Source organism: Microbulbifer mixtoriginis (SeqCode) (genome assembly GCF_052467705.1).
The window spans coordinates 3815653-3833068 of record NZ_CP174322.1; the positions used below are offsets into that span (position 1 = coordinate 3815653).

Annotated in this window: 6 protein-coding genes and 1 pseudogene; 3 read left to right on the forward strand and 4 right to left on the reverse strand. The window is 47.9% G+C overall.

Annotated elements, in window-relative coordinates:
* Positions 1-48 precede the first annotated feature (48 nt).
* Positions 49-1296 carry a ribonucleotide-diphosphate reductase subunit beta gene (locus ACJJIB_RS16735; RefSeq protein ID WP_252082869.1) on the forward strand — a complete coding sequence of 416 codons (1248 nt, stop codon included), beginning with the start codon at positions 49-51 and terminating at the stop codon, positions 1294-1296.
* Positions 1297-1614: 318 nt separating this feature from the next.
* Positions 1615-1758, forward strand: a pseudogene (locus tag ACJJIB_RS16740) (ribonucleotide-diphosphate reductase subunit beta); the annotation flags it as partial.
* A 582-nt stretch (positions 1759-2340) separates the two neighbouring features.
* Here ACJJIB_RS16740 and ACJJIB_RS16745 read toward each other — a convergent pair.
* From ACJJIB_RS16745 to ACJJIB_RS16760, 4 genes are all read right to left on the reverse strand, one after another.
* A complete protein-coding gene (locus ACJJIB_RS16745; RefSeq protein ID WP_444886905.1) occupies positions 2341-2454 on the reverse strand; it encodes a hypothetical protein in 114 nt (37 codons plus the stop codon).
* A gap of 1080 nt (positions 2455-3534) precedes the next feature.
* Positions 3535-3897 carry a hypothetical protein gene (locus ACJJIB_RS16750; RefSeq protein ID WP_444886906.1) on the reverse strand — a complete coding sequence of 121 codons (363 nt, stop codon included), beginning with the start codon at positions 3895-3897 and terminating at the stop codon, positions 3535-3537.
* An 11-nt stretch (positions 3898-3908) separates the two neighbouring features.
* Positions 3909-9998, reverse strand: coding sequence for a toxin TcdB middle/N-terminal domain-containing protein (locus ACJJIB_RS16755; protein WP_444886907.1), 6090 nt, complete (start codon positions 9996-9998; stop codon positions 3909-3911).
* Positions 9999-10182: 184 nt separating this feature from the next.
* On the reverse strand, positions 10183-14826 hold the full coding sequence (locus tag ACJJIB_RS16760) for a fibronectin type III domain-containing protein (protein WP_444886908.1): 4644 nt from the start codon (positions 14824-14826) through the stop codon (positions 10183-10185).
* Between the two features lie 2016 nt (positions 14827-16842).
* Between ACJJIB_RS16760 and ACJJIB_RS16765 the strand changes: the two genes are divergently transcribed.
* The gene (locus ACJJIB_RS16765) at positions 16843-17130 is read left to right on the forward strand and encodes a metallophosphoesterase family protein (RefSeq protein WP_444886909.1); all 288 of its coding nucleotides are present in this window, start codon (positions 16843-16845) and stop codon (positions 17128-17130) included.
* The last annotated feature ends 286 nt before the right edge of the window (positions 17131-17416 follow it).

The window sequence follows — 17416 nt, forward strand, 5'->3', positions numbered from 1 at the left end:
AAATTAATATCGAATTTCCGATAACGAGACCGATTAAAAGGGCCGACTATGCTGAGCTGGGACGATTTCGAGACAAAGCCCCAACAACCCGAAAAAGCCGTTAAGGCGCAGACCGCAGCGGAGCCCCAGGCGAAATCCGTACAAGAGCCCAGCGCTTCTTACTCTGCGGAAACTCCAGCGAGCTCCACCACGAAAAATGGCTCCGCCGCTGTTGAGGCTGCACGTGCAGCCGTTGCCAGCCTGGACCCGGCGCCCGGCCTGGAAGAACTGGAAATGGGTGCAGCCCGCATCCAGGTCGATGAAAAGCGTATTATCAACTGCCGTGCGGACCTCAACCAGCTGGTCCCCTTTAAATACGACTGGGCCTGGCAAAAATACCTGGATGGCTGCGCCAACCACTGGATGCCCCAGGAAATCAACATGAACAAAGACGTGTCCATGTGGAAAGACCCCAACGGTCTGACCGAGGACGAGCGTCGCATCGTGGAATACTCCCTGGGCTATTTCTCCACTGCAGACTCCCTGGTTGCCAACAACCTGGTACTGGCTATCTACCGCCATATCACCAACCCGGAGTGCCGCCAGTACCTGCTACGCCAGTCTTTCGAAGAAGCCATCCACACCCACGCCTACCAGTACTGTGTAGAATCCCTGGGCATGGATGAAGGCGAAGTCTTCAATATGTACCGCGAAGTGCCCGCCGTTGCCAAAAAAGCAGCCTGGAGCCTGTCCCACACCCAGGCCATCGGCGACCCCAACTTCAAAACCGGCACCGTTGAATCCGACCAGGAGCTGCTGCGCAATCTGATCGCCTTCTATGCCGTTACCGAGGGTATCTTCTTCTACTGTGGTTTCAGCCAGATCCTGTCCATGGGCCGCCGCAACAAAATGACCGGTGTTGCCGAGCAGTTCCAGTACATCCTGCGCGACGAGTCTATGCACCTGAACTTCGGCATCGACGTGATCAACCAGATCAAGCTGGAAAACCCACACCTGTGGACGGCAGAATTCCAGCAGGAAGTGACCCAGATGATTCTCGAAGGTATGGAACTCGAAGTGGCCTACGCCCGCGACACCATGCCCCGCGGCGTACTCGGCATGAACGCGAATATGATGGAGGAATACCTCCAGTTTATCGCCAACCGCCGCCTTAGCCAGCTGGGCCTGAAAGAGCAGTTCCCAGGCGCACAGAACCCATTCCCGTGGATGTCTGAGATTATGGACCTGCGCAAAGAGAAAAACTTCTTTGAAACCCGCGTTATCGAATATCAGACCGGCGGCGCGCTGCAGTGGTAAGAGAGGCTTCCGGCCAGTGAATTACTACAAAAGGAAAAAGTAGTCGCTCACAGGAAGAGAAGTATTGAAAACGGGCTTTCAGCCCGTTTTTTTTATCTAAACCCTGAATAGTTTAAAACAAAAGCATAAAAAGGCTTTTCTTACCTCTCCACCCCCTGACTTAACATTTATTGCAATACACCTTGCCCCCTCGGAGTCTATTTCAAGTGGAACCTGCCAAGTCCCCGCAACAAATAACTCATTAACTTTTTTGCAGAGCGAGGCCCGGCTCTCGCTCTCACCTAGTAGCTTCTTCCAGTGTATCGCTAACCGTCACCCAGCCAGCAAGGCCCCAAAGAACAATTCCCTAACGTGTTAAACCCGTTCCAGTGGATTTCTGAGATTATGGATCTGCGCAAAGAGAAAAACTTTTTTGAAACCCGCATTATCGAATATCAGACCGGCGGTGCATTGTGGTGGTAAGCCGCTGTGAGTCATAGCATTAACTGACTCCAATCACGCCATCTGGTGACTTTGAGAATATTTCTTATTTAGTGAGCTGGGCGTAACGAAATACATATAGAGAAGATTATAGATACCAATAATGAGGTTTCGCTCATGTGGAACCTCCCCCAACAGGCTGTAGAAATGGAATTACTACAAAAGAGTCACTCACAGAAAGTGATGTATTGAAGCGGGCATAATGCCCTCTTCAATACAAAATAGGAGGTACATTGAAATATCTATGTAAACTCCTAGGGACGAGGCAACTTATAGCTTCCTGGCTGACACAGAGTTTTAAACACCCTCCAGACTTCATCATGCCACTTTCACTCTAAAGCCTGAACTTGTAACTCGGTGAGTATCATCCCCTCTTTAGCCAACTTGGCCTTAAGCGCTTTTAATCGCAATTTAAAGTTGACCAGGATATGCCATTACCAGATGCTTCGAATACCATTGTGAGATACAAATACACCACATTTACGTAGGTCATTAGATCCCTAAACTTTTCCATGGGCAGGCTCTTGCAGGGTATAGGTCAATAGGGCCTCTTCGATGGCAGTATCAACTCGATTTGTGGTTAGGTACCCGCCGATTTTTCTCAAGAAATGCATCCACGCCGCCGCTTAAAACAGCTTCCTTGTGCCGATAGAAAGTGCCTCTCGATACATCAAACATCTTGCAAGCTTTGGTGATTTTACCGAGTTCTTAAGTCAGATTGAGCATTCCAGCCTTGTGATTGATGATGCGGCCATTAGTATGTACCATAGAATTTATCTTTGGTTTTTCTTTTCAGTTTAGGCACCCTCATCAAAACCCGCGACCCCCTATTTTTTATAATGGATGCATCCTGTTTAACCTAAATCAATCCAGCCCAGTCATTATAAAAATATGGGCCATCAAACATTGCAAATAGATCCCCCCCGAATACCCAGCCACACAAAACAATTGAGACCAAAACTATTAAAAACTAGCGAGATTCAAAACAGTCACGCCAATCGCAACAAAAAACCATCAAACAAACCCCAAAGAAACTTGGGCAGCTTGCTTCCACCATTATTTAAATGGTAAAAGGTTAATTCAAAAATCACCCAACCATTTTTTTGACAAACTTTACCAAACAATCTCACTGTTCAATTATTACAACCCCCCTATCCATAGAGCCCACATACTCTATAGATTTTTAGATTTTCGAAATCCAACTTCGTAGACCCAGAACTCAGCAAAAAATCACCTTTATAAATTAGAGATCACCCTCCCTCTATACTAATCACCGCCATCAAATGCATTGACTCAAAATCATTAACTAAGAAATCCCCCACCTTACTTGGGCCATATCAACTTCATCAACCTTAACTCCCTTAAAATCTGAAAGATTTTCAAGTTGAGAGACCTCCAGGTTATAAACATCAAGCATAGAAACAGAATTATCATTCTTTATTGACTTATAGCTTTCAACCAAAAAATTGTAGTGAGGTTCTTATGACTAACGAGAAGTATACGTCTGGCGAATACCTGCCACAAATCAAAAACTAACAACGTTAGCTCAAAGTCAGGGAGGTTTGCCACTCTTACCAACTGAGCCAGAACTGCCACCAGCGTACACTCATCGGTAAGATTTATCTTAAGAGCATTGGTTAATCCAAGTGGGATTTGAGGTTGATTCGCCTGTGAAGGGCTGGGTTATGAAGGGGGCTTGGTATTGACTAGTGAACAGCAAAAACCCAGCGCAATGCTGGGCTTCAAAAAATCAATTAACTACAATCCCTTATAAGCCTTTTGCTTTTCAACCTGATAAACAAGGGAGTCATCACCGAATTTCACCGTAAAAAGAATATACTTCTCAACCGCACTTAGACCACTTCCTTTACTACCGTCATCAATAGTAAAGGCTAACTGTATAATATTTCCCTTTTGTTCAACAAAATATTTAACCGAGTTCTCGTCCAAATAAGACTTCACCTCGACTAACGACATCCCCTGCTTTATATTCACACCAATATCACTTTCGTTAATTTTTTTACCCACGGTTTTTCCTCCTGGCGACATTGCAAAACATAATGAAGCAATGGACACAAGCGCAATTAGGGCGATGGATATTTTTTTAATTTTTCGTATCATCTTCCTATCCTCTATTTCACTTTAAGGGCTGCCTGACTCCCAGGAGTCTTGAAATTACTCTGAGGACGAGACCCTGTCAGCTTCTCAACGGCTCCAAAAGCAAATGAATTGGAATTAGTAGATAACGGCATATACGATATCTTTGCAGCATTAACAGAATCTCCGTATGCCGATAATGTGCTAACAACATTATCGTAACTATCAAAATATCCCACCAACTGAGTTCCTACAGATGGACTTATCCTTTCAATAGCTAAAGCTTCCGCTCCTTTATGGACAGTTAAATTTCCAAACTTTCCAGAGGACGCACTACCAGTACTACTACCTTCAGCACTTACAACAGAAGGTCCTCCTGAAGAACCTCCACCACTAGAGGGCCCCCCCCTTATAGCCCATTCCTGTCCATCAGGGCCTTCCACAAGGACATACGCATGCTGCGCCAAACCTCCAGCAACATCACTAAACCCTAGAGAAACTTTGGTTTTTTGTACATACTCTAAATCATTTTTAATTGATGGAGGATTTAAATGTGACGGTAGAGTAGAAAGATTGTCATCACCGTTTGATCCAACACCACATGAAGTCGCGCCGCAGATATTTGGAGATCCAGGACCACCATCCCCAACACCAACAACCCATTCCCCTTTCGGATCCACATAATTAATCGGGTTATTCCGCGCATAACGATAAGGTGTCCAACGCTGTGGATCCGTAAAACGTCCCGAGTGGTTTAGCACCGGATCCGGGCTGATAAAGGTACCAAAATCAGACTGCAGGTAACGTCGTTCGAAGTAGCCTAACCCTGTAGACTTATCCAACTCTTTACCCGCATAGCGGTAAGGTGCTGCGGTACTATCGCCGAAGACATTTTCCAGCTCGCCGTAAGACTTATAGGTAAAGGCATTAACGATCTTGCCAGCCTTATCCAGGGTCAGGTCGGTAGAACCTACGTGCGTGTGCAGGTAATACTCAGTCGGCGTGAACACTTCCCCACTCTGGTCACTGCGGGCAATACGTTTCTGACCAACACTGATGTACTTCAGTAATTTGCCATCACGTACTTCACTATCTCCGTCGATATACAGGGTGACGCTGCGGGCTCCGCCTGCACGTTCGGTGATTTTAAAGCGGCGCTGGTGTTTAAAGTCATAACCGTACTGGTCAGCGGCTTGCTGATTACCGGCGTAAGTCAGGCGCTGGTCGTGGTCCCAGTGGTAGGTCTGGTCACCGGCTTGCGTACGATTACCGTTGTCATCGTATTCAATCAGGCCTTGGGCCCAGCTCAACGCTTGGGGGCCGGGCAGGCTGCCACGGCTGCTGCGGTTGGAGGCGCCGTTGTTATTATTGTCATTGCTGCCGCCGTAACGCAGATCTGTGATCTGGGTATTTCCAGCAGTGGCCATATCTGCCAGGTCGACACTCGCGCGACCCACTTGCAGCAGGTTGCCGATTTTGTCGTAGCTGTAATAAACCTGCTCGATATCGTCGGCAACGCCGGTCAGGCGATAGACATCGTCGTAGCTGTAGACAATATTTTTTGCCAGGGAGGCTGCCTGGGCACTGGTTGCGCCGAGTTCGGCAGCCATTGCGGCGAGGGCGTCGCTGGGGCGTTTATCATCGATACCGAGTACATTGGAGACGGCATCAAAACGGTAATCCCACTGTTGCAGTGGCAGGGCGTCCCCGCTGCGCTGGGTGCGCAAGCCGGCCAGTCGCTGGCGCTCGTCAAAGCCCCAATCAGTTTCAACACCATTGGCCAACCCTTGGTGCTGTAAAACACCATTGGCGGTATAGTCCAGACGCTCCACCACTCCCGGGATGCGCTCGAGCAGGCCGCGGGTGTTGTATTCGAAGTTCACCCGGCTATTGTCGGGGTAGAACTGCTGTGTCATACGCCCGGCGCTGTCATAGGCGAAGCGCGTGGTGTAGAGAGGGCTGTCAATTTGTGGGCCGGTGATCTTGCGCTGGCGCTGTACGACTCTGCCGCGCGCGTCATAACTCCACTGTTCAAAGCCGGCTTGGTCGATCACTTTGGCCAGGCGCCCAAGCAGGAAGGCACCGCCCTCTTCGCCGCGCTGGTCGTACTGGTAGCTGACTACCGGTGAAGTAGAGCCCAGCTGCAAGCCCGGTTGCCAATTTGCGCCGCTGGGAGCTTCTCCTCGCGGTGATAATTGATACTCGGCAAAGAGGCGGTTGGCGCCATCGTAGCGATAGTGCCGCTCCTGCCCCAGGGCATCGCGGGTGGCCAGTAGGTTGCCGGCATCGTCAAAGTACTGCCAGCGCTGTCCGCGGTTGGGGTCGTCCAAGAAGCGCATGCGCCCCAGGTCGTCGTAGTGCATGGTGCGCACATTATTTTGTGCATCCTGCAGGCGGGTAAAATTATTATTGAGGTCGTAGTCGTAATAGGTGGACCAGGTGGCACCACCGATGCCGCCCTGGGTATTGGCTCCAACAATTTCATCCACTTGCCTCAGGCGGTATTCACCCTGCGCCGTTTGCAGGCCATCAAACACCAGTTTTTTGGCGGCGCCATGGTGAACACTGTTCGCACGAGTTTGCTCTTCATCTTCCAGCACCTGTGCCATGGGCAAATAGGTGATGCGATTGAAGACACTTTCCCCACTTTGCGCGGTATAGGGCTGATAAACCTCCTGGGTACGCCCTTGGGCGTCGTAAAGATATTGTCGGTGGTGCTGACCTTTATCATTAGCGCGATAGGCGAGCCCCTGGGCAAAGTAAGGCAGTGCGGTCTGCACTACTTGGCCGCGCGCATTAAAGTTACTGTGATCGCTGACCACAACCTGTCCCGGTTGCTCGGCTTCACTGCGCACCATCAGGGTGCGGCCCAGACCGTCGTAAAAACGGCGGCTGTCGATGGTACCGCTAGCACCACTCCGCTCGCGCTGGCGAGTCTCTACCCAGCTGATACGGTGACCATCTACCATCTGCGCCAGTTGGTAATCGTACTCGACCGTGGGGAGTTGCAGGCTGTCCCCTGGCTTGGCCATGGCGGTGAGGCGTCCATGGCTATCGTAACCATATTGAGTCTGCTGCCCGTTAAAGTCGGTGTAGTCGGTAAGTACACCGAGGCCCTTGTCATAACCCGCACGAGCGGTGAGCCAGCGGCTGCCGGTATGCAAACCCACTTCTGTTGGGAAGGTGTGATATTGCGAGTCGTAAGTGACTTTGGTTTGGTGGCCTGTGTTGGCATCCCACAGGGGGTCATAACTTTGGATGCGGTTGCCAAAAGCATCGTAGTGGTGACGCTCTGCGGCAACATAGGCATCTGCACTCTCAGCATCGTGCCAGAGTCGACGCAGGGTCAGGTTGCCCTTGGAGATCGCGCCTAAATTACCAGCGGAGAAACTTTCATCATCGTAGAACCACTGCTCTTTGGCCACAGCGCGGCCCGATAGGTCGGTAACCTTGCGCTCTAGCGGTAGGTGCAGGAACCAGTGGCCCTGTGCAGAGGCGGATTCCGCACTGAAGCGCAATTGGGTAATACGCTCATCCTGCCAGTTGCCATCGGTACGGCCCAGCTCTTTGATATAAGTGGTATTGCCGTAATTATCGTAGTCATACTCCCAGGCAAGGGTCACGGGGGTACCACTGCCCCGCTCCAGCATATGCTGCTGGCGTTCGGTCATAGCCGCAAACTCGACTTTGCGGCTTTCCTCGGCATAACCAGACAGCAGTTGGCGCAACTCCCACTGATTTTCCTCGCGCCAGAAAATTCCGCCGAAGGCATCGCGGGTTTCTATTTGTTTGATCTTGCCCTGTAGGGCTTCCTGTTCGGTGCCATCGGCTTTTTGGCCCAGGTGGAATTCGTAGCGGGTTGCCAGTGTCGGGGTACTGGCATCGCCCACGCGGCGCTCTTCACTGTGTGCAAAGCCCTGGAATTCTTTATCGGCAGCATCGTAAAAGCCGTCCCAGTAATCCATCTCGGTGGTTTGCTGTTCACCACCGCGGCCATCATCCACAACAACGCGCTTAAGTACCTGCATTGCCACAGGGATACCCTGCGACCAGGGGCTGTTACCCTCGCGGTCTCTCACCATCTCCTCGACAACAGAGCCGTACTCCAGGGTCGTCAATGCACCCAGGCCATTGTCGATCGTTTTTAGCTGATTCGGTTGCTCATTGGGGAATAGCTCTGCGAAATAAAAAGTATTAGCACCGCGACCGGGGCTGTACCAAACAATATCCGTAGAGCCGTTACCATTAATATCGACCAGGCGCACTTCTTCGGCGGATACATTTCCCTGGGCTTGAATTAATTGTGGCTGACTAAACTTTGCCAGCTGATGTTGCTTGGTATCCAGGCCCTGGTTCAACCATAGCGATACCTGAGTGCCATTGAGGTAAATTAGATCCGCACGGCCGTCGGCATTGATATCAGTAACACGAACATTCTTGAGGTTGTGTAACGTATCGGGACTATTGGCAAACACTACTGCGGGAGCAAAACCCTGCAGGCCACGGTTAGCGTAGTAAGCCGCGTAGCCATTGCTGACCCAAACCAGATCAGGCAGACCATCTCCGTTCATATCCCGGAGAAAGACATTGGGATCACCCAAACGCACTCTCTGGCTATCTGCAGGTATCGGTAATTCGATGGGCTGCGACCAGCCATCGGGGTGGTTCAACTGCACTATATGAGATGTAACCTTCCCATTAGTGCTAGCAGAGGTTGTAAAAACGTCAATGCGCTTATCGTTATTGATATCCACCATTTCAACGTTTGGACTGTCCAGGGGAATATACAGGCGATTGAGTGCCCCGCTATACTGCCAATTATGCGTTTCATCCAAGTGGAAGTAATCAATACTGCCGGAATTGTACTGCAGCATATTAACCAGCCCGTCACCATCGATATCAGCCCAGGTAACGGCGGGATTAGAAATTCGGCTATAGGAAAAAGTACTCATTTCGCGATAGTTCTGCCATTGCGGCAGGCCATCGTCCCCTGGACCTAGGTTGAGCCAGTAGCTGTCTTTATTCGGTGCGGTGTTAATAATATCCGGCAGTCCATCGCGGTTAATATCCAAGAAGGCAACGTCGGGGTTATTCAGTGGTACCTGACTCGCAGCCGGCATCGGTGACATAAACACCTGATCCTGCTGGTAGTGGGTGTAGCCATAGCGCACTGGTGGCAGGGTTACCGTAGATTCGCCCTCGCCTGCACTGGAATGGACTTCCTGTAACAAAGAGAGGCTTTGCCATTCCGTTAGCGGCTGATAGGAAAATTCGTATTTACGTAAGTGGCGCCCGGCAAATTGTGTTTCCACGCGTTGCAAGCGATAAGCGGTTTTAATCTCAAAGCCCGCTTTATAATTTGTTAGGATGTCAGGGCGGTCTTCATAGTGAAACTGCACCGCCATATCGCCATTCGTATTATATTGAATCCTGTCCAGATAAATCTGAACACCATCATCCAACTTGCGATATTGATAGTCGATACGATTGCCATGGGTATCTTCTACCGCCTCTAGATACCAGGAGAATACCGATGTGCCGTTGTTGCCACTGACTCGGCTATTAGAGTCTTGCCCCAAATACCAACGCAGGCCGTTGGATTGAGTCACCAGCCAACCCTTCGACAGGCGCTCGTAGCGAGCAAAATCGCTGGCATTTTTGGTGCGATAAACACCGTCTTCCACCAGAACTAATTCTTCGCCCAGGTGATTGATAAACGTATCAAACTCATCAAACTCATCGATGCGACCATCGCGGTCGTTATCCTGCCGATCAGTCTGGCCCCACTCTGAATAATTAGGCAGGCCCTTGTCGGTTTGACGCTGGATATAGGGAATAACCAGTTTATGCCCCAGTCCCAATAGCCCATTACCAAACCCGCTGTTGTATTCCAGTGATACATCCGGAGCCAGTCCATTACGCCCAGGGGGCACAGCCAAGTTCACTAGGCGCGAACTGGTGCCGGTATTTAAATTAGGGGTGAAAGCCTCACCGAGTCCGGAGATACTGCCCGGGCCTGTCGGCAGATTGAGAACGGGCGCTTGCAAAGCGGTGTGTTCATTGGCGGCAACAGCAGCCGTAGATGACACAACCATGCAGCAAGAAAGCAATAAATTGCGCAGCATAAGCATCCTTGTTTTAGAGAGAAGTGCTTTATAAAAAACACTTTAAGAACTTAATAATTTTTTCTTTACGAATAAAACCGGCGAGGTTCGGTGATAAAGAAATAACCCCCAAAATAGAGCAACAACCCAGCAGCATAAATGCCACTGGATTGCCAAATAAGTTCTCTATTTTTTGAAGTTAGAATTAGTGAGTTACTGGCTGCTTCAGTAATAACAGCGGGCCGCCGTCATCATCACCACAGGTATCAAAATTTCTTGACTTATAGCGATGATTGAAGATCAGCTCAATATCCTTAATTGCATCAATATCGACAAGCTGACCAAACCGATCTTTCAATTGAATCGATAAGCGCCAACCTGTTGCGGCTACACTGCGCTCCTTGAAGACGCTAGTAATCGTGGAATTGGAGCCAGAACCGGTGTTAAACGTATCCAGATTTGCAGACATAAATACGCGATAGCTATCACGGAAGGCTAAATTGCTACCTTCCCCGGTATCCCAGAAACGAGGACTATGGGTAATAAACTCACCTTGAATGTCCACATCACCTTCGTTGTCCACCAAAGTACCTGGCGTTTTACTACGTAGGAAGCTGGTACCTCCATAGGTTAAGAACGCTGGCACTTCAGTTTCATTAATAAGGCTATACTTGACTGGAATATTGAGTCCAATAGTCTCAATTTTATCCAGGTATGTACCTCCGGCTGCCAAGCAAGTCAGATCATCATCGTCCGCAATTACAGGCCCCTTGAAGAAAGTACTGCGTGGTAACTCCTTCGCAGTACTAAATTCCACAGTTACCCAAATGTCTTCACGGACAGAACGCGATAACAAACGCAGTTTTTCCTGAAAAGCTTTCTCAGAGCTTAACAAAGAGCCATTCTGCTGCTCAGGATCAGGGTGTGGATAGCTTTGCGTGATACCACTGATAAGATCCACATAACCGAACACATCGTCCTTAAGCGAGAATTTATCCGTTGCCTGCTGAGTGCCATTCAGGTCACGCAACTGATCGAAAGACAACATCTCACTGTGGAAATCCCTCAGCTCCTCAGCATTACGCAAGCCATAAATAGCCTCTTTCCTATATCCACTACTGGGACCAACAAAAGGCTCCTGCCACTTGTACTCTAGTGCACTAACCGTGTAGAACAACCATTTCTGCGCTTCTTCAAAGTGACGTTCCGCACGCAGCATTTCTGTAGTCAGGCGACTGGCGTGAATCGGGTCAGCAAAATAACGCTCTGCCAGGTTAGCGTTGGTGGTGAACATCTGGCTCATAACCCGCTGTGCCTGATTAAGCATACCGATCAGGCGCTCAACTTCCTGCTCTACGGTCGCTTCTGCCTGGGCAATATCCAGAGCGATGGTATTCGCTTCCAGCCACATGGTGCGCACACGTGCACGGCTTTCCACATCAAGCAGTTTATTCGTGCTGTCATTCAGCTTCGCTCGCTCCTCTGCGCCCAGGCGAATGCTCAGCGCCTCCAGTTTACCAATCTCTTTAATACTCTTGAGATTCTTATGGCTGGAAACTACCTGACCAATACCCTGCTTCATAGTGCTTGTATCCCCGGTGAAATACGCTTTGATCGCGCCACCCACCACTTTCAGGAAGCCACCCCGCTTTCTGGATTTCTCCGCTTCTTCACGAATATTGGTGATCTGCTTCGAAATGGATTCCTGCTTGGAGCCATAATCCAGGATGATCTTCGACATGCCGTCGACGATACCCTCTTCTTCCGCGCGTCGCTCAATTTCGATTTGAATCGTATCCAGCAGATTTTCCATACGCTGCAAATTATTACTCAGCGCAATTTCCGCGAGCTCGATGTTTTTCGCCTGTAGCGCAATTTCACTACCTTGCTGCGCAGACTCTTCAATAATGATGCAGTCTTGGTTAAAACAATTACTCGGGAATTCCAGGCCCAGCAAGCTGTACAACCAGTTGCCCAGTTGCTGGTGACGATCGGTATATTCCGTAGCGAGCTTATCGGCGCTGTGGCGATAGTTCTCATAGCTGGTTTTTGCTGCTACCAAACTGTTTTGCGCTGTGGCAATAGGGCCACTGTTTTCGTTGCCCAGAAAGTCACTCAGTGCATCGAAGGAGTCAAACACGGTGTTGCCATCAATACCGTAGCCCTGTACCAGCAACACAGCATCCTGGGGCAGACCCAGAATATTGGTTTCTCCAGTGAGCCAGCTCACTGAGTTTTCCAAATCGCTGATATGGGTATTCCATTCGGATACAGCTTCAGGCAGGCCGGAGAAACCTTGCACCTGGGTAAAGTCGACATTCGGAAAGATCGCACGCAATGATTGCTCTTTAGCAATCAACTCACTGCGCAGCGTATTCATCTCGTCAACCATTTGTGCCAGCAGGGTGGTATTGGTCTGTCCGGCAACGACGGCCAGACGCGCTTGCTGCACTTTAGTAGAAGCCAATTTGCTCATCAGCTGATAGAGCATGGTGACATCTTTGTAACCGGTGAACAGTAATTCTGCTGGGGTTACATCTTTTTGTGCCAGGTCGTTGGGGTCGTAGTAGCGGGGGCTAATTTGACCACGGGAGGGACCCCATTGTGCTAAAAACTCCGGTGCATAGGTCAGCAGGGAGTTGTACTGCTCCAGGGCATCCTTCAACAACTGGTGTGCAGTTTCTATATGACCAACTTCGACCTCTACCGCTTCGTTACGCAGGCGGCTAATACGGGCATTATCCAGGGCTTCATTAGCCAGGATCATTTCCGCTACCGCGCGATCGTAGTAAACATCCAGCGTGAAACGTTGCAGGTTTTCATTGTTGGGATGATGAGTGAGCTGCTCAAAAATAAACGCTTCTACCTCTGTAGCGCGGTTACGCTCGGCAGTGTCATATAGGCTGGAAAATTCAACCGTGGCTTCACCACTGGCATAAGGATTAATCACCGTATTGGTGTTGGTATCAACGATATACATCAGGTCCAGGTAGCGGAAGGCCGCTCTATCCCGGGAGAAAATACCCTGGGCAGGATTTTCCTGGGCCGCAGGTACCTGATCGGCTTCGTTGTAGTACAGCTGCTTGCGTATCTGTACCGTGGGATCCAGCTCCATCGTTACCGTAAAGGTATTACTAAAGTCGGAAGAGCCCGCTTTGTTCACGGCCTGTACACGATAATCGTGCGTACCGAATACTAATGGAGAGGCATTGTATTTATAGCTGTTGCCAGCACCGTTATACACGGTTTTCCAGCTGCCATTATTCATACGTTGCTGCAGCAGATAACTATCAGTTTCGGCAACTGATGGCCAGCTCACGGTATAAGCTTCGCCAGTAGAGGAAGGTACAGTGATATAACTAGGCGCTATAGGTGGCTTCAGCAACGCTACGGTGGCGCAAGCTTCCGGTGAATAGTTGGACTGATCTGTTGAGGTCAGTGCACGTACCCGGTAGCAGTGGCGCCCGTCTTGCAAGTTACTCAGCTGGTAGCTGCGTGCAGTGCCACGATAAAGCTGCTTATTTGCACTGTCTACCACTTGATATTCAACGGTAAGACCGCCTTTTTTAACTTCGCTCCAGCTAAGCTTGACCTTGCCATCCCAGCTGTTGGTTGGCGAAGCTGAGGCTACGGGTACACCAACAGCGCGATCGACTTTAACTGTTACTAACGAGGAGTAGTTGGAGCAAGTGCCCTTGGCATTACAAGCGCGAACCTTATAGCTATAAGAGCCATTGCTAACACCAGAGAAACTCTTACTTAAACCAGAACCATTGTACAGAGTGGAGCCACTGCCATCGACCAACTGATAACTGGTGGCAAACTGCTTGGTATTCCAGCTGACAGTATATTTACCATCGAGGCTGGTGGTGGTATTTAATTTAGGTGTTGGTACACCAGGACGGAAATAGACTTCTAAATCTTTACTTTCTCGATAGCCAGAGCAAGTGGTATTACAGGTCCGCACTCTAAAGCGGTAAGTACTACCATGGCTCAGGGAAGAAATCGTTGTACTGGTAGATGAACCAGAATAAATATTACCCGACCAGCTTCCATTATCCTTACGTTGCTGTAATTCATAACGAGTGGCCCCGCTACTGGCAGACCAGCTTAGATTTGCACTGCTAGAGGGTGTATAGCTGGGTACACTGATGGAAGATGGAACCGATGGAGTATGCTCTACCTTCATAGTTCCGCCGGTCTTGTAACCACTACATATGTTAGAAACACAAGCGCGTACACGATACTGGTAGTTGCCATTGGAACGGCTGCTTTCAGGGAAGCTAGTCCCTGATGAGCTATAAACTCTATTCCAAGAACCACCATTCAGGCTGCGGTAAAGCTCATACTTGCTTGCGTGAGTAACTGAGGACCAGCTAATCGGGTAGGTTCCATCACTATCGAAAGAGGTATAACTAATACTGGAAGGCACTGGCAACTGAGTTACCACATTAACAGTATGTGTGGCGATGACAGTTTCATACTCTATAGTATCCCCCCTACATAGCTCGGGAGCTCTCAAAGCAGTCCGGTTAAAATCGTCGTCTGGGATACACTCCTCAAACTCATGCCAGTATTCATAATGATAGGTACCAGCAGAAAGCCCAGATATCGAAACAAATTTATTTGACGTTCCCCATGAATTCAGGGAGAGAGTTCGTACATAGTTACCGTTTTTATACTCTTTCAAATATGTTCGACTCAAGGAAAATGAAGCATCTACCGGCATATACTCCAAAGAAAAGTTCCCGTCAGTATCCACACTAGGACCATCCAGGTAATCTCCATATGCAACTGCACTAGCAAAAACTAGCTGCAGTACAAATAAATTACGAATATAAGTAAACATTTATCAAACCAAGTTATTATAATTTATCTAGATAAAACACTGACAAACATCAGAATCTAATCCAAACTTATCAAAAACATCTGTAAAATAATAAATACCCTCCAAACACCTCCCACTGAAAACATATTTAACTTCAAAACCACAAAACCTTGAATACTCACAGAGAGAAACCACAAGATTTGGAGGCACACAAGAATATAAGCAACTTTTACAACCAAGTCGCCAAATTCATTCTTACAGAAAATTACATTTCTTAAATACAGTACTAGTTTTCAACTACCATTCCGTTGATAAAGAACATTCCAAAAAAGTGCAGCTGAAGGAAAACTTATAAATAGCAACAAGGTTAATCTCACCCCAGGCAGATTAACCTTCAGAAATTTTGAAACTTTAGTGGTAGAACTACAATTTATTCTTTAATGCCACCTTAAGTGTCACAAAAAGTCACCCTATATAATTATTGCAGATGCTTGGCGAGTGAATTTTATTTTCACATTGATCAATCATCCCCATCTTTCATCAAGATGCCTTGCTGCATCCGGGCCAGATAAGATCACTTTTCCAATACTCTAATTGCATTGCCAAGCAACTCAGGAAGGGACACCGAAAGCGCGGCATTAAGGGATTTCTCAGCTTCCAATGTGGCCATCCATTACGGCCTTAAACCCAGGTAATAAAGCGCTACCTTTGCGAATCAACCGAATTTTTCACTCTCTCGCATCTTCACCTAATGACACTCGTACCAATCTTTGCTTAATCACACTCTTCATAACTTGAATTACTGCCAGCTGAGATATATTTGTGCTTGCTACCACCTCAGAAATGGTAAAATTACCTTTGTTTATAAGTGCACGTATTACAGGGAAGCAGCGAGACTTGTAATTACCCAGGTCGCATTTTTATGCTTTCAGTAATTTACGTTGCTGCTCTTTATCAGACACATCATCGAGATGTGCATTGCGCTCATCTAACCCAAATTTCTCAAGAATACCGTACATAGTGAGATTTTCTGGACTGACTCCTTAGATCTTAAAAAATGCCCTTTCAAAAAAATGTTGATAGACCAAGGTTTAAAATAAATGGCGTTGACAGCGAAGATTGAAACTGCCACAACCCCCAGAAATAGTACTCCACTGAACCACTTACCTATCTTTGTTATCATAATCAGTCCTTTTATTTTATCCCCCTCATTTTCACTACATCACCTAATCAGCACAATCATTCCGACTATACAATACGCTCAACCACCTGGATTATCCGACAAAACGAAGCCCACACATAACTTAGAGTGACAAGCGTCTCAAGAAAATGGGCTTTGTTTCTTCGCAATTCATCGGCGAATAAAAATCCCACCTTCCCAATAGAAGTAGAAGATTATGAATTTATATAGTGCAGTTCCACTATCATTATCCGGAGTATCACTACGGGAATGGCGAAATGATGGTACAAGTTGGGGCCATTATCCGTAGCCGAAGCAAGCTACCATTTGAGGAGTCACTACATTATCAGCTCAATACTAATGTTAATCAGAGGCTGAAAGCGGGTCGATCAACTTAATGGTCACAAGCTAGAGCACCGCGTTTTCAAACCCCTATACTTTAATATTTTACTAGTGGGATCAGCATAAACTATAAGTATCTGGCACACCTGTAAGCTGCGCTATGCATCCGTTGCATCGGCCAGAGAGGCATCTGGTTAATTAGCATGTAGGATGGCCTGCTACTCTCAGCGTTAGCAAACCTCGTATAACCAACAGATCATATGCACGGCGTCATTGGAGGACAGCTTATAAAAAAGAGAAGGCCATACTGACCAAGCACAAACAGGTTCACAAAGAGTTCACGCGTCTAAATGCGTCATATATTTTTTGAACCTAATGCAACTTGTAATGAAATCTGCAAAGAGACAGGAAGTAAAACAGAATTCACATAACCTATCGATGCGAAGCAATTCATAATTGTCAAAGCACAGCATTGTAAAGTTAAGTAACTCACTCTTAATACTATGAGTACCTGTTTGAAGGTTGACAGAAACAACTTAGGCCTAGATTTTATTGTCCGAGATATACATGGCCACTTGTACCAATTAGATAAACAACCGCAAGAGGTTGCTTTTGATCCATCCTGCAACCGTCTGTTTTGCCTTGGAGATATTAATGATAAAAGCCCTAACAGCGAGTCTTTTCTCACGATTATTGATCACAAAACTTACTTCAATATTTTAAGCAATCATAAAGCCATGGTAATTGCCAAACTAGAGAATCCTGATACGGCGCCCAGGCATAAATCCAACGCAGGTGAGTAGTTCTACAAATTGAGGATGAAAGAGCATCAGCAGTTAGTAAATCAGATTAGATGCTGGCCTTGGGGTATAGAATTAGATGCAGGAAACTAACGTTTTGGCCTGATCCACACGGACGTCCTCAATAACAGCTAGCCACTCACGCATAGCACCCTAGCCGCCATTGATAAAGCCTGATCCGCTGAAGCATCAATCGAAGAGGAGGAGGCGATTGCGAGAGCTTAGGGGTATTTTCTATGGGGCCGCTCCCCAGTTAAGCAGCTACACTAGTACCTGCTTGGCATGGTTG